Raw genomic sequence first — 24,686 nt, forward strand, 5'->3', positions numbered from 1 at the left:
GCTAGTCCGTGACATCGCCGTGCTTCTTGCTGCGGGTCGATTCCACCATGCCGTCATGGATGAAGCCGATGGGGGTCACTTCCATCGCGCGCTTCTTCAGCTCACCCTTCATCTTCTTGTATTCCGCTTCCATCTTGGCGGTGACGGTGGCGCGTGAATCCTCCAGCGCTTCGGCGAAATCCTGTGCCGAAACCTCGCTGACATTCTCGCCGTCGCGGCGGATGGCGACCAGGCCTGCGCGGCGCACCACGTCCTCCAGGTCCGCCCCGGTGAAGCGCTCGGTCTTCTCCGCCACCTGTGCAAGGTCCACGTCCTTCGCCAGCGGCATGGCGGAGGTGTGGATCTTCAGGATGTGCTCACGGCCCTTCCGGTCGGGCGCGCCGACATAGACCAGCTCGTCGAACCGGCCCGGGCGCAGCAGCGCCGGGTCCACCAGCGTCGGGCGATTGGTTGCGCCGATCACGACGATGCTCTGCAGGTCCTCCATCCCGTCCATTTCGGCCAGGATGGTGTTGACCACGCGGGCCGTAACCTGCGGCTCGCCTGCCCCGCTTCCGCGTGCGGGCACCAGGCTGTCGATCTCGTCGATGAAGACCACGCACGGCGCTACGGCGCGGGCGCGGGCGAACATGCGGCTGATCTGCTGCTCGCTCTCGCCATACCATTTGGAAAGCAGGTCGGAGCTTTTCATCGAGATGAAATTCGCTTCCGCTTCCTTGGCCACGGCCTTGGCCAGCAGCGTCTTGCCGGTGCCGGGAGGGCCATAAAGCAGGAAACCCTTGGCCGGGCGGATGCCCATGCGCTCGAACGCCTGCGGGTTGCGCAGCGGCAGTTCCACGCCTTCGCGCAGCTTGTCGATCGCTTCGTCCAGCCCGCCAAGATCGTCCCAGCCCACGGTGGGGGCCTGGACCATGACTTCGCGCATGGCGGAGGGCTGCACGCGCTTCAAAGCCTCGCGGAAGTCTTCCTTCTCTACGCAAAGGTCTTCCAGCACTTCTGCCGGGATCTCGCGGGCATCGAGGTCGAGCCGGGGCATGATGCGCCGCACTGCCTCGATGGCAGCCTCGCGCGCCAGTGCGGCAAGGTCCGCGCCCACGAAGCCGTGGGTGGAGCGGGCCAGTTCCTTCAGGTCCACGCCTTCGCCCAGCGGCATGCCGCGCGTGTGGATCGACAGGATTTCGCGGCGTCCGCTTTCATCCGGTACGCCGATCACGATTTCGCGGTCGAAGCGGCCTGGGCGGCGCAGCGCCTCGTCCACTGCATCGGGGCGGTTGGTGGCGGCGATCACCACCACATTCGCGCGGGCCTGCAGCCCGTCCATCAGCGTCAGCAGCTGGGCGACCAGCCGTTTCTCTGCCTCGCCCTGCACGTTCTGCCGCTTGGGCGCGATGGAATCGACCTCGTCGATGAAGACGATGGAGGGGCTGGCACGTTCGGCTTCCTCGAAAACCTCGCGCAGCCGCTTCTCGCTCTCGCCATAGGCAGACCCCATGATTTCCGGGCCGTTGATGGTGAAAAACTCGGCATCGCTTTCGGTCGCCACGGCCTGTGCCAGGCGGGTCTTGCCGGTCCCGGGCGGACCGTGCAGCAGCACGCCCTTGGGCGGATCGACGCCAAGACGCGTGAAAAGCTCGGGATAGCGCAGCGGCAGCTCCACCATCTCGCGCAGCTGCTTAATGGTGTCTTCCATGCCGCCAACATCATCGTAATTGATGATGCCGCGGCTATCGCGCGGCTCCTCGAATTCGGAGCGCAGCTCCACTTCCGTGCCTTCGTCGATATGGACGATGCCCTTGGGGCTGCTGGACACGACGCGCAGGCGGATCTGCGTGAGGGCGTAGGCCGGGCGGTTGAACATGCGGCTGACTTCGGGCGGCACGTTCTGCACCGGCTGCTGGCCGCTGGTGGCCACGAGGTCCCCGGCGGAGATCGGGCGGCCGAAGAACACGCGCTTCAGCGCCTCGGTCGGGCCCTGCAGGCGCATCTGTTTCTGCGCCGGCGCGAACACAACGCGCGTTGCGGCGCGCGTTTCAGCGCGGCGGATGGTCACATGCTCGCCGCTGCTGGCTTCCGCATTGGCGCGCTGCAGGCCGTCCAGCCGCACCACGTCCAGCGCCTCGTCCTCGTCATAGGCCGGCAGGGCGATTGCGGCGGTGGAGCGCTTGCCCTCCACCTCGATCGGATCGCCTTCGGTAATGCCCAGCGCCTGGAAGGCGGAGCGCGGGAGGCGGGCAACGCCGCGACCGGATTCCTCCTGCCGCGCGGCGGCCACCTGCAGGCGCACTGCGCCATCTTCCACTTCTATCTTCGCAGCATCCGCATCGGCCATATCGGCAATCGCTCCCAGCGTCCCGTAATCCTGTAGAGGCGATAGCTAGGTACGCCCCCGCCCCCATGCAAATGGACGAGGCAGCCGATTGTGCCGGGCAGGCTGTGTTTTACGGACTGATACGAAGGCCGGACGAAAGACAAAAAAAGACCCGGGCGGATGAACCGGCCGGGCCTTGGAAGTCTTGGGAGAGGATGCCTGTAAGGCCCGCTCGATATGCGCGTGAGGCGTCTATCTCGCAAGTGCGAAATAGGCAAAGGCTGTTGCGTCCGGCGCAACAGTGACCCTAGAGAGTTGTATTGAGGATTTTTATTGGCGTCGCGTGCCTTGCCATCACGGCTACCTCATATCGTTTGGCCAGCTAGTCCCGCCATTTTGCTGCATTGCAGCAAATTGGCGCACGTCTCCAAATCGCGCAGCCCCCCTTGCGCCGCGCGCCGCCGTGCGTAAGCAGGCGGCAACCAGTAATTGCACGCCAAGAGGCCCGAAACATGCAGAAGATTTTCCCCGACGCCGCCGCCGCTCTCGATGGCCTGCTGCGCGACGGCATGATGATCGCATCTGGCGGCTTCGGCCTGTGCGGCATACCGGAACGCCTGCTGGTCGCGATCCAGGACAGCGGCGTGAAGGACCTGACCTTTGCCAGCAACAATGCCGGGATCGACAATGAAGGCATCGGCAAGCTGCTGCGTACCAAGCAGGTGAGCAAGATGATCAGCAGCTATGTCGGCGAGAACAAGGAGTTCGAGCGGCAATATCTTTCCGGCGAGCTGGAGGTGGAGTTCTGCCCGCAAGGCACGCTGGCGGAGCGGATGCGCGCAGGCGGTGCGGGCATCCCCGGCTTCTATACCAAGACCGGCGTCGGCACGCAGGTGGCCGAGGGCAAGGAAGTGAAGCAGTTCGCAAACCGCGACGGCGAGATGGAAGACTTCATCCTGGAGCGCGGCATCTTTGCCGATCTTGCCATCGTGAAGGCATGGAAAGCGGACGAAACGGGCAATCTGATGTTCCGCAAGACCGCGCGCAATTTCAACCAGCCGGCCGCCACCTGCGGCAAGGTCTGCGTGGTGGAGGTGGAGGAAATCGTCCCCGTGGGCGCGCTTGATCCCGACAGCATCCACCTGCCCGGCGTCTTCGTGCAGCGCATGGTGGTGGGCGCGCCTTACGACAAGAAGATCGAATTCACGACCACGCGCCAGCGGGAGAGCGCCTGATGCGCGCCCTGATGCTGGCAAGCGCCGCGCTGCTGCTGGGCGGCTGCGTATCGGTGACCGACAATTCCACCGATCTGATGGTGGAACCAGCCATTGAGCAGGCGCAGGCGGGCCCTGGCGGCGAGCGCGATGCACCCGATTCCATGCGCTGGCTCTACGGCAGCGGCGAAGCGGCGGTTGCATCCCTGCAGGCCTTCGATGCGCTGGGCGATTTCGTTGAGCGACGCGCCGGCTCGCGCCCTGCCTCCTCCGTGGCCATGGGCCTGGACGGCCGCATTGGCGAAACGCCCTGCACCCGGGATGACGGTACGCCCAAGCCGCTCGCCGTGGTGTTCGATGTCGACGAGACGCTGCTGCTCAACAGCGGTTACGAATACTGGCAGGCGCGCGAAGGCGTCGGCTACGATTCAGCGGTCTGGGACGAGTGGGAGCGGACCGGCGCGGCGCTGGTGGAGCCGGTGCCCGGTTCGCTGGACGCGGTCCGCCGGATCCGCGCGGCGGGCGTGACGGTGATCTTCAACACCAATCGCGCCTCCAAGAACGCGGCCGCCACGGCCGCCGCGCTGGACGGCGCCGGCTTCGGACCGGCGATCCACCGCGAGAACCTGTGGCTCAAGGGCGATGACGCCAAGGGAAGCGAAAAGGACGGCCGCCGCATGGTGATTGCGCAGGACTATTGCGTCATCGCGCTGGTCGGCGACAACCTCGGCGATTTCGCGGACGTCTATAACGATCGCAATCGCAGCGTGCAGGCGCGCCGCACGCTCGCCGCCAGCGAGGAGACGGCCGGCCTGTGGGGCAATGGCTGGTTCCTCCTTCCCAATCCCGTCTACGGTGCCAGCATACGCGGCAGCGTGGACGACGTGTTCCCGCCCGACGTGCGCTGGGAACCGGCAGAACCCATTTCCGACGAGGGCGAATGACATGAGCGACACCGAAACCAAACCCAAGGCGTCTTTGGGCTGGACCCGTGATGAAATGGCCGCCCGCGCCGCGCGCGAGTTGGAGGATGGCTATTACGTCAACCTGGGCATCGGCATCCCCACGCTGGTCGCCAACCACATCCCCGAGGACATGTTCGTCACGCTGCAGAGCGAGAACGGCATGCTGGGCATCGGCCCCTTCCCTTACGAGGGCGAGGAAGATGCCGACCTCATCAACGCCGGCAAGCAGACCATCAGCGAGCTGCCGCACAGCGCCTATTTCGACAGCGCCACCAGCTTTTCCATGATCCGCGGCGGCCATATCGACCTGACCGTGCTGGGCGCGATGGAGGTCAGCCAGGGCGGTGACATCGCCAACTGGATGATCCCCGGCAAGATGGTGAAGGGCATGGGCGGCGCCATGGACCTGGTCGCCGGTGTGAAGAAGATCATCGTGGTGATGGAGCACACCAGCAAGCACGGCGATCCCAAGTTCATCCCGGAATGCACCCTGCCGCTGACCGGCACTGGCGTGGTGGACATGATCATCACCGACCTCGCCGTGTTCCACCGGCCGGACCATTCCAGCCCGTTCAAGCTGGTCGAGCTGGCCCCGGGCGTGACGGCGGAGGACATCGCCGAGAAGACCACAGCGCATTACGTAAGTTGAGCATCGCCCGCCCGCGCGGCAGGCTGGCCAGCTGATGACGCCCCGCACACGCCGGGATGCGCCATGGCTGGCGCTCGCCCTGTTGCTGTGCGTGGCCACGGTCGGCTTCATCGACCGGATCATCGTCAACGTCCTGGTAGAGCCGATCAAGGACGAGTTTGGCCTGTCTGACACGCAGGTTTCGCTGATGGGCGCGGCCTTTGCGCTGCTCAATGTCATCTTCGGCATCATCGCGGCGCGGTTCGCGGAGCGCGTGGTGCGGGTGAACCTGATCGCATTCGGCACCTTCGCCTGGTCCGTCGCCACCGGCATCTGCGGCATTGCGACGAGCTGGGTGCAGCTGCTGGTCGCGCGCATGGGCGTGGGGCTGGCGGAATCGATCGGGCTGGCGGGCAACCAGTCGGTGCTGTCCGATTACTTTCCGGCCCGCAGGCGCGGGCTCGCCATATCCATCCTGCTGCTCTCCCCGCCGCTGGGCGCGCTGATCGGCTTCGTGGGCGGAGGGCTGGTGGCGCAGGAGCTGGGCTGGCGTGCGACCTTCATCGTCGCCGCGATCCCCGGCATCCTGATAGCCGCCGCCGTCTGGCTGTTCGTGGCCGAACCCACGCGCGGGCGGCATGACACGGAATCGGCAGACGACCTGCCCAGCTTCCGCGACGTGCTCGTGCGGTTCTGGCGCGTGCGCAGCGCCCGCCAACTGGTCATCGGCGGGGCGCTGGCGGCGATGTTCGCCTTTGCGCTCAATTACTTCTTCACGTCCATGCTGATGCGCCGCTTCGGCCTGCCGATTGGCGAGGCGGCGATCTACGCCGGGCTGATCGCCAGCATACCGGCGCTGTTCTCGGTGGTGTTCTGCGGCTGGCTGGGCGACCGGATCGGCCCCCGCTCGCCCGCCGCCTATGCGCTGATCCCCGGCATCTTCCTGGCGATTGGCGGGCCGCTGCTGGCCTTCGGCCTGACGCGTGACAGCCTGGAGATGCTGCTGGCGTTCGTGGCGCTGGCCTCCTTCTTCAACCTCGGCTTCCTGGGCATCACTTACGCCGCGATCCAGAACCTGATGCACCCGCGCATGCGCGCCACCGCCTCCGCCCTGCTCAATGGCATCTACAGTTTCGCGGGCGCGCTCGGCCCATTCCTTGTCGGCATGCTGAGCGACAGGCTGGCGCTGGTGTACGATCCCGGACGCGGGCTGGCCTATGCGCTGGCGATTGCCGCCATGCTCTGCATCTGGTCGGCGCTGCATTACGGCCTCGCCGCGCGCCACCTGCCGAAGGATCTGGAGGGGCGGCTCTAAACGCCGCCAAGAAGGCGACTGCTATCAGTCCTCGCCGGTAGTGAAGACCTTCACATGCCGCTCATCACCCCAGGTCGCGACCTCGGCGACAGGCGTGCCCCGGTCCACTACGCCAACCAGCCTTTCGGGCGTGGGCATCCGGTCCTGCGGACGAAAAGCCGTGCTCTTGTCCGCCTGGTGGTAGATCACATCGTACGGCAAAGCCTCGCCAGCCGGCGCGAGACTGCCCATCAGGTCCTTCACCGCCGGAAGCTGTCCAACCCAGACCGCGCGGCCGTTATCGCCCAGCGCCAGCAGGTACCTGTCGTCAGTGCCAACCGGGCGGTAAATGACCTGCATCGGGGCAATCTGCTCCTCACGGCACCAACGGACCGGCGTTGCCGGCTGCGAAGGTTGCGCATCGCCCATCGCGGACAGCAGCATTCCGATCATCGCGTTCCTGGCATTGTCATGCGGGACGTCGCGTGACGTGCCCGTGAAAGCCAGCGGCAGCTCGCAGTCCGTGACCGGGGCTGCTTGCGCGCCACTGCGCAGGGCTTCCGGAATGACCAGCGATTTCGCCACCTCCGCCATCCAGATCGCGGTGCTGGCGGCGGAGCGCCTGCTGGAACTGACGCGGATCTTCACATACCAGTCGCCCGCCGCAAACAGCGCCAGGCCGGTCGAAGTGATCGAGCCATTGTCCCCGGCCCACACGGCCATGAGGCCCGACCGCTCGGCATAGCCCGGGGGGGCAAAGGCCACCGGTCCATTCGCGAGCTCCAACCTGTTGTAGATGTCGCGCCCTTCGATCGCACCGCGCGACTGGGCGAACCACACGGGCACGCCGCCATTGGTTATCCGATAGATATAGACCGACACCATCTCGCCGCGACTGGGCCTGTCGAAGGCCATGCCGACATCGAGGAAGTCCGAGGCGTAGGCGTGTCCGCCCGACCGCTCATACCCGCCAAGCTCGAAAGGCACGGTGATGCCGCTGTGCGGATGCGTCCACGCCTCTCCCTCTGGCAGCTCCAGGGGTTCGGCGGCAAGCGCCGGACTGCCTGCCTGCAGCATGATTGCGGCAAGGCAGGCAGACAGGATTGCAGCGAGCCGCCTAGGCGAGCCGCTGCCGATCACGCCGGGTTGTGCTGGTCGAGGAATTTTTCCGCTTCCAACAGGAACTGGTGCATGTCCTCGTCCCGCGTGAAGTGGTGGTCGTTCTCTTCCTGCTCGATGTAGACATAAGGCTTGCCCGCCTTGCGCAGCGCCTCCGCCATGCGGCGGCTGTGGCGAACGGGCACGCGCTTGTCTTCCTTGCCATGGACCAGCAGGATCGGCGTGCCGAACTGCTCGGGATAATTCACCGGCGAGACGGCCTTCAGGTCTTTCGTCTGCTCCTTCCAGTATTCGGTGATGTCGGTGACATCGACAAAGTCGCCCTGGTCGGTCGTCATCATGTCCTGCAGGTCGGATGCGCCCGCAAAGCTGATGGCACAGCGGTAAAGGTCCGGGTTGCGCTGTGCGGCGCGCATGGCGGCGTAACCGCCATAGGAACCGCCGATCATGCAGGCACGGCTACCATCGGCCAGTCCTTCGGAGACAGCCCATGCCAGCGCATCGTCGAGATCGTCCTGCATCTTCAGGCCCCATTCGCCCACGCCGGCACGCTCGAACTCGAAGCCGTAGCCGGTGGAGCCGCGATAATTGGGCTGGATGACCAGGTAACCGCGATCGGCAAAGAACTGCGCCCAAAGGTCCCAACCCTCGTAATCGCGCACGCGGGGGCCGCCGTGCGGCATGATCAGGACAGGGAGGTTCTTCGCCTCCTTGTCGCGCGGCAGGGTGAGGAATGCCTCGATCTCCAGTCCGTCGCGCGCCTTGTACTTCACCGCACGGGTCGGGGCCCAGCGCTGGTCGCTTGTCGGCTTGGCAATCGGGGCGATCCGCTTGGCCGCCACGTCGTAGAAATAATAGCCCGGGCTTTCGCCCCGGTTGACCTTGATGATGTGCTGGTTCGCATCATAGGAGGAGCTGGCGATGCGGGCATTGCCCGGGCCAAATGTGGCATCGATCACGTCCTGCGCCGCGTTGAAGCGCGGATCGAACCACTGCACGCGGCTGCGGCTGTCCTCGTAAGTGATGCCGCGCAGGCCATTGGGATTGACCGGATCGGTCAGGATGCCGGACACATCGTAGCCCGGAGCACCGAAAACCTTGGCGCCGGTCTGCATCGTGGTCAGGTCCATCTCGTAGACAGCGGAGTATCCTTCGTGGCGGCTGACAACGAGCGCCTTGTCGTCGCGCAGGAACAGGCGCGGGACGGGCAGCTGCTCAACGCGGCCAACCGAGTTCACTTCCTTGAACAGGCCGCTTTCACCATCCTCGCGGTACACAAGCCGGGACACGCCGCCCTTCTCGCGGCCTGCGCCCACGCGAACCGCGCCGGTGGTATCAGCATACCAATTGCGTACGCCTTCCATCGCCGGTGTCACGAAAGTCCACTTGTCCTTGGCGATATCGACCTTTGCAACGCGGGGGAAACGACCCTCCGGCGTCGTGTCGAAGGGATTCGGCGTGAACTCGACCAAAATGTTTGGCGATCCATCCTTTGCGACCCAGCGCACGGTGCCGCCATAGGGATGATAACCCTCAGGCGTCATTCCCTTTGGCGGACTGAGTTCATGCTGTTCGGAGCCGTCCACCTTAAGTGCGACCAGACGGGTGATATACGTCTCGTAATTGCGCCAATATCCATCGCGCCCGACCATCAAGACGATCCAGTCGTTGCCGACCCATTCCACATAGTGGACTTCGCCTTCGCCCATTTGGAGCGGCAGGGATTCGCCCTGCCCGTTGAGCGGGAAGATCGTCAGGCGGCGTTCGCCCTCGATTTCCATATCGGCGACCATCTTGGTGCCATCGGGCGAGATCTTCGCCCAGTCGATTACTTCCTGCGAAGTAAAATCCGTAACCGGCCGCTCTGCCGCGGCAGGCGTGGCGACGACGCCAGCGCCGAGCAGCGCGAGCGGTGCGAGAAAACGTGCGTAAACTCTCATGTCAGACCCCGAAATTAACCCCCGGCCCGCCCGATTCCCCGACTGGCCCTTGATATGGCGGATTAAATCACGCGCTGGCCCCGGTTTCAAGCAATCCCGGCATGACGCCGCAAAAAGGAAGTATTCTGACGGATCGGCGGGAGCGGCTGCGCGCGAAAGTCGCCCGGCACCACTTCGAGGCTTGCAATCCCAATGTCGCCTGCTATTTCTGAAATTACAGAAATCAGAGGTATTCGATGATTCGCTTGATGGACATTCCCGAGGTTCGCGCCTTCATCCTGCATTGGGGTGAGATGGGCACCGAATGGGGTGTCAATCGCTCGGTCGCGCAGATCCATGCGCTGCTTTACCTCTCGGAGCGGCCGCTCCACGCGGAGGAAATCTGCGAGGCGCTGGGCTTGGCCAGGTCGAATGTGTCGAATGGCCTGAAGGAATTGCAGTCCTATGCAATCGTCCGCCGTGTCCATGTGGAGGGCGACCGGCGTGATCACTTCACCGCCGATACGGACCTTTGGGACATGCTGATGAAGATCAGTGCGGAGCGCAAGAAGCGCGAAATCGACCCGACGATCCAGATGCTGGGCGAGCTGGCCGAGGCGCTTGAGCAGCGCGGCGACGTGCCGGACCATGTCCGCCAGCGCATCGGGCGCATGCATGATTTCCTCGGCACGCTGGCGAGCTGGTACGACGATGTCCGCCGCCTGCCGAAGAGCACGCTGGTCACGCTGATGAAGCTGGGCGGCAAAGTCGCCCGTTTTCTGCCGGGCACGAACTAGCACACCCGATTGCCACAGGCCGAAAGGATCAGGCTCATGACTTCCTCACGCTCAACGTTTTCGCAAATTACAGAAACTTCCGAACGTCTGCGATTGAAGCATCTGGGCGCGGCACTGTTCAGCATCAGCCTGGGCGCTCTGGCCGGTAGCGGCTGGATAAGCGTCTGGATGCTGATCGATATTGCGGAGAGCCCTTATTTCGACTTCGCCAATAGTTTCGGACTCGTACTGGCACCGCTTGGCGTGGCTTGGATACTCACGGCCATCGGCTTCGTTGTGATCGGCCTGCCGCTGACGATGATGTTGAGCGAGTCGGAAGGGGAATGCCCAAAACGATACGCTGCTGCCGGGGCCTTTTTCGGCTTTCTTGTGCCCGCATTCATTACATCCGTCAGCGGGTTGAACTCGCAGGGCCTGCTGCTGTTTGCCCTACCCGGACTCGCCGCGGGCGCCGTCACCGGGATGAGTTGGGGCCGCTGGCGCGCGCGGTTCGTAAACCGCTCCGAGGATGACAATAGCCGTCGCCGCTCCAACCCCATCCACGACCTCATCCACTGAAGCGAAGAGAAGAAGGAGACATACGATGCTCGTTACCAGCTACATCGCTTACCTCGCCATCAGCGTGGCCCTGACCGTCTGGGTCGCGCGGACCCTGTCGAAGAACGGCATCGTCTTCCTGAAGGAATGCTTCGGGCATGATGACCAGCTGGCGCATTCGACCAACCACCTGCTGGTGGTCGGGTTCTACCTCATCAACCTGGGCTGGATCCTGCTGACCTTGCGCTTCGGCGCAGCTCCGCAGGACATGGCAGGGGCCATCCGCTTCCTGTCGGGCAAGGTCGGGCTGGTCGTGGTGGTGCTGGGCGCCATGCACTTCTTCAACATGAACGCCATCGCGAAGTTCGGCCGCAAGGTCGGCCGCTGGCTGCGCGAGGACCAGCTCGGCTACCAACCCGCCGACTGATTCATGCCAGCCACTTGCAAGAAGGGCGGGCCCGCCGGGTCCGCCCTTCGTGTGTTTGGAATGTCAGACGCCGTCAGCCGTTCAGCGCGGCCTTCAGGTCCTCCACCAGGTCGGTCCGCTCCCAAGGGAAGGCGTCGCCTTCCGCCGTGCGGCCGAAGTGGCCGTAAGCCGCGCTCTGGCGATAGATCGGCTTGTTGAGGCCGAGGTGCTCGCGGATGCCGCGCGGGGTGAGGCCGCCCAGCTTGCCGATGGACTTGATCGCCGCTTCCAGCTCGGCATCGCCTGCCGTGCCCGTGTCATGCGTGTCGACATAAAGCGACAGCGGCTTGGACACGCCGATGGCGTAAGCAAGCTGGATCGTGCAGCGCGAGGCAAGGCCCGCAGCCACGATGTTCTTGGCCAAGTACCGCGTGATGTAGGCCGCACTGCGATCGACCTTGGTCGGGTCCTTGCCGCTGAACGCGCCGCCGCCATGGGGCGATGCGCCGCCATATGTGTCGACGATGATCTTGCGGCCCGTCAGGCCCGCGTCACCATCCGGACCGCCGATTTCGAACGTGCCGGTGGGGTTGATGTGCCATTCCGTCTCATCGGAAATGAAGCCTTCTGGCAGGATTTCGCCCACAACGCGCTTCACGTAAGCATGCAGTTCGGCTTCCTTTTCGCCCTGGTCATAGCCCGGCGCGTGCTGGGTGGAGACGACCAGCGCCGTGCAGGCGACAGGCTTGCCGTTTTCGTAGCGCAGCGTGACCTGGCTCTTGCTGTCCGGCTCCAGGAAGGGGGCGGCGCCGCTCTTCCGGTCTTCCGCCAGGCGGTGCAGGATCTTGTGGCTGTAATCCAGCGTGGCGGGCATCAGGTCGGGCGTCTCGTCGCAGGCGAAACCGAACATGATGCCCTGGTCGCCCGCGCCTTCGTCCTTGTTGCCGCTCGAATCGACACCCTGCGCGATGTGCGCGCTCTGGCCGTGGAGATGGTTCTCGAAAGTCAGCGTATCGTGATGGAAGCCATCCTGCGCATAGCCGATGTCCTTCACCACGCCGCGCACCAGCTGCTCGATCTCGTCCAGGCAGCCATCCACCCAGTCGCCGTTCTCGTACACGCCCTTGCAGCGGATTTCGCCAGCCAGCACGACGCGCTGCGTGGTGGTGAGCGTTTCGCAGGCAACCCGTGCTTCCGGATCGCGAGCCAGCATGTAATCGACGATGGCATCCGAAATCTGGTCGGAAACCTTGTCCGGGTGGCCTTCGGAAACGCTTTCGGACGTGAACAGGTAATCAGCGCGCATGTATCGAGAATCCTTGCGGGTATCGAGCCGGTATATCGGGCGGAAAAATGGGTCGCGGCGTCCTAACGGGCGTTGCGTCGCAAGGCAACAAGCCCGGCGAGTAGCAAAAATAGCGCCCAGCCAAGCGGCAGGACATTCCCGGCACGCGCAAACAGCGTGGGGGCATGGGCGGGCGGCAGGCGCGTATCGATGCGGCGGGCGACATTCATGGGCGCATGCTCGCGCACAACGCCGCGCGCATCGATCACTGCGCTGATACCGGTGGTGGTGGCGCGCAGGACGGGCAGCCCCTCCTCGATCGCGCGCATCCTGGCCTGCGCCAGGTGCTGCGGCGGACCGAAATAGCCGAACCAGCCATCTGTCGACGGATTGAAGATGTAATCGGGCCGGTTGCCGCGATCGACGACCTGGCCGGAAAAGATGATCTCGTAACAGATCTGGATGCCGGCATTGCCATAGGTGCCCAGCTCCAGCGTGCGCGGGCCGGGGCCCGGCCGGAAGTCCACGCTGCCCGGCACCAGCCGCGACAGGCCGATCGGCTCCAGCAGCGAGCGCAGCGGCAGGTATTCGCCATAGGGCACGAGGTGCGCCTTGTCGTAGATGCCGCGGATCTCGCTCTCATCGTCCAGCGCGATGACCGAATTGCCGACGCCGGCCAGCTTCCCACCCTCGAAATCGAGCGTGATGTTCCCGGTCAGCAGCAGGCTGCCACCACCCAGTGTCCGGGCGACCCGCTGGCGGGCAAAGCGCGGGCTGCCCAGCGCAGTCGTCCGGTCGTAATAGCGCTGCGGGTATCCGTATTCGAGATAGTCGGCGAGCGCGGATTCGGGCCACAGCACCAGCCGCGTTTCGCCCCGATCCAGCGGCAGCGAGGCGGCGGCGAGGCCAAGGAAATTCGTCTCGTAGCTTGCCGGGTCGGAAATCTGCGTGGGTGTCAGGTTGGGCTGGACCAGCGTGACAGGCAGCGTGCCTTCGCGCGGCGCGGCGGCGGGCCAGTACATGCCGGCAGCCAGCAGCGCGGCGGACAGGCCTGCAGTCGCAAAGCGCTTCTCCGCCAGTGCCAGGACGGTGCCTCCGCCTGCCAGTATGGTAAGCCCGGACAAGGCGTAAGTGCCCAGCCATGGCGTCAGCGCAGCAAGTCCCGGCCGGTCGAACGGACCGAGCAGCATCATGCCGAGCGGGTTCCAGGCAAAGCCGGTGAAGACCCAGCTGCGCAGCCATTCCGTGACGATCCACGCCGCGGCGAAGAACACCAGCGGGATCATCCCGCGATGCGGACCGGACAGCCGCATTGCGAGCGCGGCAGCCAGCGCAGGATAGACGGCGAGGTAGACCGACAGCAGCGGCACGGCGAGCCAGCCCAGCGCCTCGGGCATGTTGGACTGGAAGGTGAAGGCCGTCGCGATCCAGCTGTTGCCAAAGGTGAAATGCGTCAGGCCGAAAAGCCAGCCGAGCCACGCCCCGCGCTTCCACCCGCCGCCGACCGCTTGCAGCAGCAGGGCGAAGAGCCCGGTCGCCAGCAGGGCCAGCGGCCACAGGCCCAGGGGCTGGAATCCGGTCGCGGATACGAGGCCCAGGACAAGGCTGGCGAGTGCCGGACGTGCGGACAGAACAGACAGGAGGCGATTTGCCCCCTTCGCCGGCATTGCGGATTGGCCAGCCTGGCCGGACAGGTGTGCAGCCGTCATTCCGGCCACCCCCTGCCGATCAGCCTACAGCTTCTGCTGCGCCTTCGCCGTCATCGCTTTTCGCGCGGCGGGTGCGGCGCGGCTTTGCCTCTGCCACGGGGGCAGCGCCGTCATCGTCATTGCCGATGGCAGGCGGAAGCGCGTTTTCGATGCCGCTTGCTTCGGCCTTGGGCTTCGGCTTGCGGGTGCGGCGCGGCTTTTCTTCGGGCGTGAAGGGATTGCCGTCGGCCTGCTCGCCTTCGAAGCCCTCGCGCGCATCGCCATTCGCACCATCATCGTCGCGGGCTGCGCGCGGCTTGCGCCCACGCGGCTTGCGGTCATTCTGGCGGTCATTGCCGCGATCATTGCCGCGATCGTTGTTGCGCTCGCCGCGATTGTCATCGGACTGGTCGTCGCCATCGCTGTCATCGTCGGGGCCGCGCTCGGCTTCGCGCTTGGCGCGCTGCTCGTCCTTCTGGGCCTTGTTATCGGCGATGACGCGGAAATAGTGATCGGCAAACTGCAGGTAATATTCGGTCTGCACCCGATCGTCGTTCATGGCCGCGTCGTGAGCCAGCTTCTTGTACTTGTCGAGCATCTGGGGCGCGTTGCCGCGAGCCCGGCTGTCGATCCGGTTCTGGTTCATCGGCGCGCCGCCGCCCTGGCTGCGATTGTTCCCGCGTCCGCGACGGCGATTGTTGTTACGATTGTTGTTGTTCAAGGGAATTGACTTCCTTGCTTGGCGGCCAGTGGCTGACATGCCTTTGTGGCCGCTAGACCCTCTCGGCGGCTACGGCGATCCTGCCGAAGTAACGCCTTATCCCCATTTTCTTACCGCACTGCGCGAGCGCGAACGCCGCGTGTAAAGCCAAGATTGGTGGGGGCGGAGCGTGCCGGGCAAGTGCCTGACCGCGTCCTGTTCACTGGCGTAGCTAGTCGCGGCTGCCTTGCCAAGACCTTAATTGCCCGGGCGCGCATCGCCGTGGCGTAGGACCAGGGCGCGCGGACGGCCGCCAAGGTCGCGCCGCAGCGTCACGGCGAAGCCCGCATCCACCGCCAGCTGCGTGACCGCCACGTCCTGCGCAGCGCCGATTTCCAGCACGGCCACGCCGCCGGGCAGCAGCAGCGCGGGCAGCTGGGGGACCAGGAGGCGATAATCCTCCAGCCCGTCCGGCCCGGCAAACAGCGCCTCTCCCGGCTCGTAATCGCGGACATCGGGCTGAAGCGCGGCTTCCGCCTCCACATAGGGCGGGTTGGAGATGACAAGGTCGAAGCGGCCGAGGCCATCGCGCCAGCCGTCCCGGGTCCAGTCGCGCGCCACCATGTCGGCGCGGCCGGAAAGCCCCAGTGCGCGGGCATTGCCCACCGCGACGGCGCGCGCGCGATCCGATCGCTCCACACCCACGCCTGTCGCCTGGGGACGCTCGGCCAGCAACGTCAGCAGCAGGCACCCCGTGCCCGTGCCGAGATCGATTATGCTGCGCGCGTCCGGCACAGCCTCCAGAGCGGCATCGACCACGCATTCGCTGTCCCCGCGCGGGACCAGCGTATCGGGCGTGACGGCGAAGCTCCGCCCGTAGAATTCCTGCTCGCCGGTGATGTGGGCGATGGGTTCATGCGCCGCGCGGCGCTCGACAAGAGCGGCAAAGCCCTCGGGCGCCGGCTCGCGCATGTGGCGCAGCAGCATGTCGGAGCGGGTCAGGCCAAGCGCATGCGCCATCAGCAATTCGGCATCGAGGCGGGCCGTGTCGGAGGTGGCGGCGAGCTGCGTGGCAGCGTCGCGTAGCGCTGTCGCGATGTCGCAACTCACAGCATGATCCCCTGCAAAGGCGGGGGTCTCGTGCCACCTAATGGAGCGATCATGGCAAGAGGTTCCTGCCTGCGCAGGAACTCACGCTTTGCCGGCCTATCCATCCAGCGCCGCCAGCCGCTTGGCCTCGTCCTCGGCGATCAGCGCGGAAACGAGCTCGCCCAGCCCCGGCCCGGCAAGGATTTCGTCCAGCTTGTGCAGCGTCAGGCCGATGCGGTGGTCCGTCACGCGGCCCTGCGGGAAATTATAGGTGCGGATGCGCTCGGAGCGGTCGCCGCTGCCGACCATCGCCTTGCGCGCTTCGGCCTCCGCGCCCTGCGCCGCCTCGCGCTCGCGCTCGTAGAGGCGCGCGCGAAGGACCTGCATGGCCTTTTCCTTGTTCTTGTGCTGGCTGCGCCCGTCCTGGCAGGTGACCACCAGCCCGGTCGGCTCATGCGTGATGCGGATTGCGCTGTCCGTGGTGTTGACGTGCTGTCCGCCCGCGCCGCTCGCGCGATAGGTGTCGATCTTCAGATCGCCCGGATCGATCTCGACATCGACGGCATCGGGTTCCGGCAGCACGGCCACGGTCGCCGCGCTGGTATGGATGCGCCCGCCGCTTTCGGTCTCCGGCACGCGCTGCACGCGGTGCACGCCGCTTTCGAACTTCAGCTTCGCAAAAACGCCCGTGCCGGTGACATTGGCGACGATCTCCTTGAAGCCGCCGACTTCGCTCGCGCTCATGCTGACAGGCTCGACCTTCCAGCCGTTCTCCGCCGCGAAGCGCTCGTACATGCGGTAAAGATCGCCCGCGAACAGCGCCGCTTCGTCCCCGCCCGTCCCGGCGCGGATTTCCAGCATGGCAGGCTTCGCGTCGGCCGTGTCGCGCGGCAGCATGGCAATTGCGAGTGCGCGTTCGACTTCTGGCAGCTCCGCACGGATCGCGGCCAGCTCCTCCTCCGCCATGGCCTTCATTTCCGGATCGGCGAGCATCTCCTCCAGCCCCGCCATTTCCGCGCGCATGGCCTGCACCTGCGCGGCGGACTTGGCGACCGGCTCCAGCTCCGCATAATCGCGGCTGGCCTGAACGAAGGCATCGCCCTCCAGCTGCCCCGAAGCCATGCGCGCCTCCAGCTCCGCAAAGCGGTGCGAGATCTGTTGCAGGCGTTCGGCAGGTATCGTCACTAGACTCTCTTTATTCGTCATCCCGGCCCCCGAGCCGGGATCCCGCTTTTTCTTTTCCGCTGCGAGAAGGAAGCGGGACCCCGGATCACGTCCGGGGTGACGATCTAGGCCAGTGCGCGCTCTATGTCAGCGGTCACACTTTCGTCGGCCTTGATGCGCGAGCTTGTCTCGCCGTCGCGCTGCGAGAATGCGAGGATGCCGCGCGGCTCCGCTTTCACAGCCTTGTCGAACCGTTTGCGCGGGCTGCCCGATGCCAGCAATTCGCCCGACATGCCTGCCGCGCGCAGCTTGCCGAGCGCCGCGATGGCATCTGACATAACCGCATCATCCTCGACGACGACGATGACATCGGCCGGCGCTTCGGCCTTCTCCGGGACCAACATCGCCAGCCGCTCGATCCCGGCCGCCCAGCCCACGGCAGGCGTCGCCGCACCGCCGAGGCTCTCCATCAGCCCGTCATAGCGCCCGCCGCCAAGGATCGTGCTCTGCGAACCGAGCTTGCCCGCGGCCTCGCTGCCCTCGTCGGGGATGAACTCGAAGGCGGTGTGGCGATAATAGTCGAGCCCGCGCACCAGGCTCTCCGCGCGCTGCCATTTCACGCCGGCTGCATCCAGCCCGCTGGTCACCGCGTCGAAAAAGGCGCGCGCCTCGTCCGACAGGAACTGGTCGATCTTCGGCGCATCGGCCACGAATTTCTGGTCCCGCCGGTCCTTGGAATCCAGGATGCGCAGCGGGTTCTTCTCCAGCCGCTCCTGCGAGTCCTCGGAAAGCTCCCCGCGCACCGCCTGGAAGTATTCCACCAGCGCCGCGCGCCACGCCTCGCGGCTGTCGCCATCGCCCAGCGTGTTGAGGTGCAGGGTCACGCCCGTAATGCCCAGCTCCTTCAGCAGCTGGTCGGCAAAGGCGAGCAGTTCCACATCCGCCTGCGGCTCGGCCGCGCCGATGATCTCCGCATCGATCTGGTGGAACTGGCGATAGCGGCCCTTCTGCGGCCGCTCATACCGGAACAGCGGCCCGTGCGTCGCCAGCTTCAGCGGCGCGTGCTGCTGCCAGCCATTGGAGAGGTAAGCGCGCGCGATCCCGGCGGTAAATTCCGGCCGCAGCGTCAGCGAATCCCCGCCCCGGTCCTCGAAGGAGTACATCTCTTTCGAGACAACATCGGTCGTCTCGCCGATGGCGCGGCTGAACACCTCGGTCTTCTCGAACACCGGCATTTCAGCGCGGCGGAACCGATAGAGCTTGCGCACACGCTCGAAGGTCCCGGTCACGAAGGCGAAGGCTTCCGCATCGGGTCCGAAAATATCCTGCGTTCCGCGGATGGCTTGTGGTGTCTTGCTCATGGCCAGCGCGATTAGGACTATCGTCCCCCTTCCGCAATGCCGCCGCCCTCGCTAAGTGCCGCAGCGAAGCCTTTTGGGAGAGGGGCCGCAAACCAACCGAGAGAAGACCGCGACCCATGCGTATCGACAAGATCCCCACCGGCAGCAATCCGCCCGAAGAGCTGAACGTCATCATCGAAGTGCCCACCGGCGGCGAACCGGTGAAGTACGAATTCGACAAGGAATCGGGCGCGCTGTTCGTGGACCGCATCCTGCACACGCCCATGCGTTACCCCGCCAATTACGGCTTCGTGCCTCACACGCTCAGCCCCGATGGCGACCCGCTGGACGCGCTGGTCATCGCGCGCAGTCCGTTCATCGCCGGCTGTGTGGTGCGCGCCCGCCCCATCGGCGTGCTGAACCTTGAAGACGAGCATGGCGGCGACGAGAAGCTGGTCTGCGTGCCGATCGACACGACCTTCCCCTATTACTCGGACATTGCCGAGACGAAGGACCTGCCCAGCATCATCTTCCAGCAGATCGAGCACTTCTTCACCCACTACAAGGATTTGGAAGCCGAAAAGTGGGTCCGCATCGGCGCCTGGGGCGATGCTGCGGAAGCCAAGCGGATCACGCTGGAAGCCATCGAGCGTTACAACGCCTGAACCACGACCGGGAGGCTTAGGGGCATGGCAGAAAAGACCGTCGCGATCCTGACAGCGGGCGGTCTGGCGCCGTGCCTCTCCTCTGCCGTGGGCGGGCTGATCGAACGCTACAGCCGGGTCGCGCCGGGTGCCCGCATCCTTGCCTATCGCAACGGCTATGCCGGGCTGCTGACGGGCAACAGCGTGGAAGCGACCCCGGAAGTGCGCGAGGCAGCGGGGCGGCTGCACGCCTTCGGTGGCAGCCCCATCGGCAACAGCCGGGTGAAGCTGACCAATGTGGCCGATTGCGAGAAACGCGGCCTGGTCCAGCCCGGCGAGGACCCGCTGGCAGTCGCCGCGCGGCAGCTGGCAGCGGACGGGGTGGACATCCTGCACACCATCGGCGGGGACGATACCAATACCGCCGCTGCAGACCTTGCCGCGTACCTGAAGGATAACGGCCACGATTTGACCGTGGTCGGCTTGCCCAAGACGATCGACAACGATGTCGTCCCGATCAAGCAGTCGCTGGGCGCATGGACCGCTGCCGAGCAGGGCGCGCTTTATGCCCGCAACATCATCGCCGAGTTTTCCGCCAACCCGCGCATGCTGATCGTGCACGAGGTGATGGGCCGCAATTGCGGCTGGCTGACGGCGGCGACCGCACGCGAGCACCACGAATGGGTCAAGACCGCGCCCTTCGTGGAATGGGTCGACAATGCCGCCGCCCGCTGGGACGTGCACGGCGTCTATATCCCGGAAAGCCCCTTCGACATCGAGGCCGAGGCGCAGCGCCTGACCGCCATCATGGACGAATATGGCGGCGTGAACCTGTTCATCTCCGAAGGCGCGGGTGCGAAGGAAATCGTCGGCGCCATGGAGGCCGCAGGCGAGGACGTGCCGCGTGACGCCTTCGGCCACGTCCAGCTCGACAAGATCAATCCGGGCCAGTGGTTCGCCAGCCGCTTTGCCGACGCGCTGGGCGCGGAAAAGGTGCTGGTGCAGAAAAGCGGCTACTTCTCCCGCTCCGCCCCCGCCAACCCCCAGGACCGCGACCTGATCGCGCAGTGCACCGCGCTAGCCGTGGATGCCGCGCTACGCGCGGAGAGTGGCGTCGTCGGCCAGGACGAAGAGCGGGACGACGAAATGCGCGTGATCGAATTCGAACGCATCGCGGGCGGCAAGGCCTTCGATACGGGCGCGGGGTGGTTCCAGGCTCTGATGGGTGAGATCGGGCAGTTTTGAGCAAGCTGCAAGGCGCTGCGCCGAGAATTCGGAAATTTCAGGCAGTCCTGTAACGAAGCCCGTTACTCGCGAGATGGCCTTTTGGGTCATAGCCACTCCACACCAGACCCCACTCGTATCTTGCGGAGCGGCCATCGAATTTGAAGCCGCTCTGCTCAAGCACGGCGCGGACACTTGCAATCTCGTTGTCGATTGCTTCTCTTGACGGCCATCCAACCTCCAGCGGAGCGCCAGGAAGGTCAACGCTCCACGATGCTTGCCAAAGCTTTGACTGTTTGAAGCACAGCTGCAAGGCCGCCGGTCGGCCTCCGAATGTCAGCCCTGCAAGATACAGCCATTCATAACCATTCGCGTGGTCCTTCTCGCCGGTCAGAACCGGCGCGACGCAACGCTTCGCCGCTGTCTTCGACTGATGGGGTTCGAGCGTGACCTCTCCAATAGTGAGTCGTCCCGTGACCACGTCGATAAGAAATGCAGGTGCCACATTGCCATCATCTACAACCCAGATGGCCCGCGCAATGGTCGCTTTCGTCTCGGAACGCCTTATGCCTCCGCCAACCGCATCGCTTGGCCGATTGTCACCCTGTCCGCTTGGCGTCCTGTATTTGCGCTCATTCAGCCTCAGCGTGTCCGCCTGCCTTGCTTTCGGCGCGCATCTTGGTGACATAATCCCGCGTCCGTAGGGCGGAGGTGACCAGGTTCCAGCGGATCTGGGCGGGTTTGCCATCGGCTGTGATGGCACCGACGTGGATGTGGGGGCTGCGCGAATTGCCGTTATTGCCCACCGTGCCGATCTGCTCACCTGCGGCGACGCTCTGGCCTTCCTCGACGTGGATCTCGCCCAGGTGGCCGATCACATAGCTGTTGCCGGCCTCATCCGTGATCGAGAGCATGGTCGGCAGGCCGCGGATCATCGTGCCCGGGGTGTTGACCACCTCGTTTACATGCACGCGGCCGATCGTGCCCGCCGCTGGCGCGAACACCGGCTTGCCCCAGCCGTACCAGTCGCTGTTCTCGCCGCCATCGGTCCGGTAATAGGTCATGAAGCCGGAATTGGTTTCCCAATCCATGCCGCCGATAATCAGGCAGTCCTGTCCCAGCGAGTCGCCCGGCTCCATGCTGGTGCCGAAGGGATGTTCGCTGCAGACATAGGGCTCGTCATACAGCGGATGGAGCATCAGCTGCGGCAGGCCCGCGGCAATTGCATCCACCTCTTCCGCGCTCGGCTGATATTGGGAAGAGCCCTGCGCAAAGGCGGGGGCGGCGATGCACGAAAGCGCGCCGGCAAACAGTATCGAGTTACGCATGCGCAGGCCCGCTCCGCTTTTTGTGGGAGAGCGGAGGGTATCAGGCGCGAAGGGGCAGTCAAGCAAGTGGGGCTGCGCGCAGCCTCACTCCACCGGGCGGCTGGAATCCAGCAGGTCGCCGCCTTCCGCTTGCGGTTCCTCGCGGCGTTCGCGGTCGACCATCTGGGCGATCTCGTCCTTGGGTTTCACGTCGTCGTGATCGATGTCGGCTCCGGTAGGGGCGGTCGATTGGCGCTTTGCTGCCGGGGCCGGTGATGGTGCTGGCGCCGCGCCATCCTTGCCTTTCGGCTTGTCGACGTTCTGGAAGGGCAGCGGATCGGTGCGCGGGTCGAAGCGGAGGCGGTAGATCGGTTCCGGCAGGCCGAAGCCCGCGTCTTCCAGCGCGACCTTGACTGCGGCCACCGCCTTGCTGCGGGCCTGGTGCCAGTCCGCCTCGCGTTGGTCGACCCAGCCGAGGAATTTCAGCACGATGCTGGAATCGCCCACGTCCACCGTGCGCGCCTCGGGCGCAGGATCGTCCAGCACGAATGGCAGTGCGGCAAGCGCCTTTACGCCGGTCTGGCGGCCAGCATCGGCGCTATCGTCCGCATCGATGCCGACATCGAATTCGAAGCGGCGCTGCGGGTTACGCGTGTAATTCAGCAGCACGGCCTTGAAGACGCTGGAATTGGGGATGCGCAAATGGTTGCCGTCCAGCGTCATCAGGATCGTCGCACGGCTGGTCAGGCGGATGACGCGGCCTTCCTTGTCATCGATCACGACATGGTCGTTGGCACGGAAAGGCTGGCGCAGGCTTAGCATCAGGCTGGCGACATAGTTCTCCACCGTGTCACGCATGGCGAAACCCAGCGCGATGCCGATCACGCCGGCACCGCCCAGCACTGCACCCAGCAGCGCGCCCGCGCCGATCATGTTGAGCGCAATGATCAGGCCGCCCAGCACGAAGATGAAGCGGATCGCACTCGCCGCCAGCTCTGCCAGGAAGGAGTTTGGTGTGATGCGCCGCCACAGGCCAGTCAGCCCGGCGAGAAGGTATCCGACAAGGCTGATCAGCACCGCCACGCCGATGGCCGCGCCGATCAGCGGGAGCATGGCAATGAACTTCGTCCACAAGTCTGCAAGGCCGCCCAGACCCGCCAGCCCGCCGTCAACGGAGACGTCACGCTCTATCCCGTTGGCCACCGTGACCACGCCGCGCACATCGCCCGCGATGCGTTCCGCCTGGTCGATTGCGGCGGCATCGGGCGCCGTGCCGGACAGGGTGACGACCCCTTCGGATACGGCGACACTGATGCCCGACAGCGCATCGAGCTCCCCGAAGATGGAGGTGATGCGCTTCTGGATGCGCTCGTCATCGCCTGCGTCGACCTGCGTGTCGATGACCTGCGCAGGCGCGTCCTGCTCGGGAGCGGCAGCTTCTTCCGGCGCGGGCAGGATGGCCATGGCCGGCGAGGCAAGCGGCGCGGCAAAGGAACCCGCCAACAGCAGGGCAAGCGCCAGGATGATGCGTGTGATGCCAGGCAGCGCGGTCATGCAAATTCCCCTTCGTTCAGGAAGGGAAGCGCCGCGCCATGGCTTTCGGTTCCCGCCAGCGCAAGGCGGGAGGGGGGCGATGCTGTCAGGCGAGCAGGCCGTGAAGGCCGGTCAGTGCGAAGGGCAGGCCGATGGCGCAGGCCCACAGTGCCAGCACGTCGCGCCGGAACAGGCCGGTCAATTGCGCGTCTTCCGCACCGGTTGTGGTCAGGCGTTCCCAGCGGCTTTCCAGCTTCCGGCAGGCGGGAATGATCGCGGCGACGAGCACCACGAGACCGAAATAGGGCAGGATGGAGCCATTCGTGCCCTTGATCGCCTCCATGGTAACGAAGATGTTGAGGCCGGTGTAAACCAGCAGCGCGAAGGCGATATGGTCGCTCATCCGCTTGGTCAGGGGCTTGGTCCTGTCAGAACCCTCGGCCCCGTCAAAACCCTGCGCAACCTGCCCCGTCTGTTTTGCATGCCACAGCGTATTCGCCATCGGATGCCTCCTTTCCCATTCCCGAGTCGGGTTAGACCACTTTCATGCAGGTCTGGCAAGAAAGGGGACTGACCCGGCGCAAGGTGTGCCGCTTCGGGCCGGATGGGCGCCCTAGGGCAAAGCCGTTCGTCGATGCCCATGCACAAATCCTGCCAAATGGGCTTCAATCGCGTGGGCGAGGCGTTTAGGGCAGTTGCATGAGCTCGCTTGAAACGCATCCGATCGACGAGGCGGCGCTGGCCGAAAGCATGGCCGAGGCCCCTGTCAATGCCGCTCCGCCCATCCCGCAGGGCGGGCTGGAAGTGGTCAGCATCGCCAAGAGCTACGACAAGCGGCAGGTCCTCTCCGATATCTCGCTGACGGTGGGCAAGGGCGAAGTGCTGGGGCTGCTGGGCCCCAATGGCGCGGGCAAGACCACGTGTTTCTATTCTATCATGGGCCTGGTGCGCCCAGATGCCGGCCGCATCCTGATGGACGGCGTGGATGTGACCAAGCTGCCGATGTACCGCCGCGCGATCCTGGGCCTGGGCTACCTGCCGCAGGAAACCAGCATCTTTCGCGGCATGACGGTGGAACAGAACATCGCCTGCGTGCTGGAGATGAACGAGCCGGACAAGGACGTGCAGGCGAGCGAGCTGGAGCGGCTGCTGGACGAGTTTGGCCTCACCCGCCTGCGCACCAGCCCGGCCATGGCGCTTTCGGGCGGTGAACGCCGCCGCTGCGAAATCGCCCGCGCGCTGGCGGCAAAACCCAGCATCATGCTGCTGGACGAACCCTTCGCCGGCATCGACCCGCTGTCCATCGGCGATATCCGCGACCTGGTGGCGGAGCTGAAGACGCGCGGCATCGGCGTTCTGATCACCGATCACAACGTGCGCGAGACGCTGGAGATCGTGGACCGCGCCTGCATCATCTACGGTGGCCAGGTGCTGTTTGCCGGCAGTCCGGAAGAGCTGGTCGCGGACGAGAACGTGCGTCGCCTGTATCTGGGCGAATCCTTCGAATTGTGATGCCTGTCGTTCC

23 protein-coding genes are annotated in these 24,686 nt (G+C 65.2%); 10 read left to right on the forward strand and 13 right to left on the reverse strand.

What is annotated here, in order from left to right:
* Position 1 precedes the first annotated feature (1 nt).
* The gene (locus tag A6F65_RS01015) at positions 2-2,329 is read right to left on the reverse strand and encodes a CDC48 family AAA ATPase (protein WP_067784826.1); all 2,328 of its coding nucleotides are present in this window, start codon (positions 2,327-2,329) and stop codon (positions 2-4) included.
* 491 nt (positions 2,330-2,820) lie between these two features.
* Between A6F65_RS01015 and A6F65_RS01020 the strand changes: the two genes are divergently transcribed.
* Genes A6F65_RS01020 through A6F65_RS01035 form a run of 4 tightly spaced genes read left to right on the forward strand, consistent with a single transcriptional unit; the run spans position 2,821 to position 6,430 of the window.
* Positions 2,821-3,543 carry a CoA transferase subunit A gene (locus A6F65_RS01020; RefSeq protein WP_067784829.1) on the forward strand — a complete coding sequence of 241 codons (723 nt, stop codon included), beginning with the start codon at positions 2,821-2,823 and terminating at the stop codon, positions 3,541-3,543.
* Positions 3,543-4,466: a 5'-nucleotidase, lipoprotein e(P4) family gene (locus A6F65_RS01025; protein WP_083989133.1), complete on the forward strand. Its 924-nt coding sequence runs from the start codon at positions 3,543-3,545 to the stop codon at positions 4,464-4,466. Before A6F65_RS01020 ends, A6F65_RS01025 begins: the two co-directional genes overlap by 1 nt.
* Before the next feature lie 34 nt (positions 4,467-4,500).
* On the forward strand, positions 4,501-5,136 hold the full coding sequence (locus A6F65_RS01030; RefSeq protein ID WP_067789656.1) for a CoA transferase subunit B: 636 nt from the start codon (positions 4,501-4,503) through the stop codon (positions 5,134-5,136).
* 34 nt (positions 5,137-5,170) lie between these two features.
* Positions 5,171-6,430 (forward strand): spinster family MFS transporter, encoded by a 1,260-nt coding sequence (locus A6F65_RS01035; RefSeq protein WP_067784835.1) that lies wholly within the window; start codon positions 5,171-5,173, stop codon positions 6,428-6,430.
* A 24-nt stretch (positions 6,431-6,454) separates the two neighbouring features.
* On the opposite strand, the gene A6F65_RS01040 is transcribed toward A6F65_RS01035, so the two are convergent.
* Positions 6,455-7,486 (reverse strand): hypothetical protein, encoded by a 1,032-nt coding sequence (locus A6F65_RS01040; protein ID WP_157093006.1) that lies wholly within the window; start codon positions 7,484-7,486, stop codon positions 6,455-6,457.
* Between the two features lie 59 nt (positions 7,487-7,545).
* Positions 7,546-9,468, reverse strand: coding sequence for an alpha/beta hydrolase family protein (locus A6F65_RS01045; protein ID WP_067784839.1), 1,923 nt, complete (start codon positions 9,466-9,468; stop codon positions 7,546-7,548).
* A 239-nt stretch (positions 9,469-9,707) separates the two neighbouring features.
* Between A6F65_RS01045 and A6F65_RS01050 the strand changes: the two genes are divergently transcribed.
* The 3 genes from A6F65_RS01050 to A6F65_RS01060 are packed head-to-tail and all read left to right on the forward strand — an operon-like array spanning position 9,708 to position 11,208.
* Positions 9,708-10,244, forward strand: coding sequence for a GbsR/MarR family transcriptional regulator (locus A6F65_RS01050; protein ID WP_067789658.1), 537 nt, complete (start codon positions 9,708-9,710; stop codon positions 10,242-10,244).
* A 36-nt stretch (positions 10,245-10,280) separates the two neighbouring features.
* Positions 10,281-10,802 (forward strand): hypothetical protein, encoded by a 522-nt coding sequence (locus A6F65_RS01055; protein WP_157093007.1) that lies wholly within the window; start codon positions 10,281-10,283, stop codon positions 10,800-10,802.
* Positions 10,803-10,827: 25 nt separating this feature from the next.
* On the forward strand, positions 10,828-11,208 hold the full coding sequence (locus A6F65_RS01060) for a hypothetical protein (protein ID WP_067784844.1): 381 nt from the start codon (positions 10,828-10,830) through the stop codon (positions 11,206-11,208).
* 73 nt (positions 11,209-11,281) lie between these two features.
* Here the strand turns inward: A6F65_RS01060 and metK are convergent, their stop codons facing one another.
* From metK to hisS, 6 genes are all read right to left on the reverse strand, one after another.
* Complete coding sequence (metK, locus tag A6F65_RS01065) at positions 11,282-12,493, reverse strand: methionine adenosyltransferase (protein ID WP_067784847.1); 1,212 nt, start codon at positions 12,491-12,493, stop codon at positions 11,282-11,284.
* A gap of 62 nt (positions 12,494-12,555) precedes the next feature.
* Positions 12,556-14,181, reverse strand: a complete 1,626-nt coding sequence (gene lnt / locus A6F65_RS01070; protein ID WP_083989134.1) for an apolipoprotein N-acyltransferase — start codon at positions 14,179-14,181, stop codon at positions 12,556-12,558.
* A gap of 19 nt (positions 14,182-14,200) precedes the next feature.
* The gene (locus tag A6F65_RS01075; RefSeq protein WP_237164837.1) at positions 14,201-14,881 is read right to left on the reverse strand and encodes a DUF4167 domain-containing protein; all 681 of its coding nucleotides are present in this window, start codon (positions 14,879-14,881) and stop codon (positions 14,201-14,203) included.
* 237 nt (positions 14,882-15,118) lie between these two features.
* Positions 15,119-15,970, reverse strand: coding sequence for a peptide chain release factor N(5)-glutamine methyltransferase (gene prmC / locus A6F65_RS01080; protein ID WP_067784865.1), 852 nt, complete (start codon positions 15,968-15,970; stop codon positions 15,119-15,121).
* Between the two features lie 96 nt (positions 15,971-16,066).
* Positions 16,067-17,155, reverse strand: coding sequence for a peptide chain release factor 1 (gene prfA, locus A6F65_RS01085; protein WP_418303110.1), 1,089 nt, complete (start codon positions 17,153-17,155; stop codon positions 16,067-16,069).
* Between the two features lie 83 nt (positions 17,156-17,238).
* Positions 17,239-18,474, reverse strand: coding sequence for a histidine--tRNA ligase (gene hisS / locus A6F65_RS01090; protein ID WP_067784872.1), 1,236 nt, complete (start codon positions 18,472-18,474; stop codon positions 17,239-17,241).
* 116 nt (positions 18,475-18,590) lie between these two features.
* On the opposite strand from hisS, the gene ppa reads away from it, so the two are divergent.
* The gene (gene ppa, locus A6F65_RS01095) at positions 18,591-19,118 is read left to right on the forward strand and encodes an inorganic diphosphatase (protein WP_067784873.1); all 528 of its coding nucleotides are present in this window, start codon (positions 18,591-18,593) and stop codon (positions 19,116-19,118) included.
* 24 nt (positions 19,119-19,142) lie between these two features.
* The gene (locus tag A6F65_RS01100) at positions 19,143-20,342 is read left to right on the forward strand and encodes a pyrophosphate--fructose-6-phosphate 1-phosphotransferase (protein ID WP_067784876.1); all 1,200 of its coding nucleotides are present in this window, start codon (positions 19,143-19,145) and stop codon (positions 20,340-20,342) included.
* A 37-nt stretch (positions 20,343-20,379) separates the two neighbouring features.
* On the opposite strand, the gene A6F65_RS12790 is transcribed toward A6F65_RS01100, so the two are convergent.
* From A6F65_RS12790 to A6F65_RS01115, 4 genes are all read right to left on the reverse strand, one after another.
* Positions 20,380-20,826: a hypothetical protein gene (locus A6F65_RS12790; protein ID WP_157093008.1), complete on the reverse strand. Its 447-nt coding sequence runs from the start codon at positions 20,824-20,826 to the stop codon at positions 20,380-20,382.
* Between the two features lie 127 nt (positions 20,827-20,953).
* Positions 20,954-21,649 (reverse strand): M23 family metallopeptidase, encoded by a 696-nt coding sequence (locus tag A6F65_RS01105; RefSeq protein ID WP_067784879.1) that lies wholly within the window; start codon positions 21,647-21,649, stop codon positions 20,954-20,956.
* 84 nt (positions 21,650-21,733) lie between these two features.
* Complete coding sequence (locus A6F65_RS01110) at positions 21,734-23,182, reverse strand: mechanosensitive ion channel domain-containing protein (RefSeq protein WP_205631890.1); 1,449 nt, start codon at positions 23,180-23,182, stop codon at positions 21,734-21,736.
* 85 nt (positions 23,183-23,267) lie between these two features.
* Positions 23,268-23,663, reverse strand: coding sequence for a hypothetical protein (locus A6F65_RS01115; RefSeq protein ID WP_237164839.1), 396 nt, complete (start codon positions 23,661-23,663; stop codon positions 23,268-23,270).
* Positions 23,664-23,911: 248 nt separating this feature from the next.
* Here A6F65_RS01115 and lptB point away from each other — a divergent pair, with 248 nt between their 5' ends.
* Positions 23,912-24,673: an LPS export ABC transporter ATP-binding protein gene (gene lptB / locus A6F65_RS01120; RefSeq protein WP_237164919.1), complete on the forward strand. Its 762-nt coding sequence runs from the start codon at positions 23,912-23,914 to the stop codon at positions 24,671-24,673.
* Positions 24,674-24,686 lie beyond the last annotated feature (13 nt).

This window comes from Paraurantiacibacter namhicola (genome assembly GCF_001687545.1).
Taxonomy (GTDB): Bacteria; Pseudomonadota; Alphaproteobacteria; order Sphingomonadales; family Sphingomonadaceae; genus Paraurantiacibacter; species Paraurantiacibacter namhicola.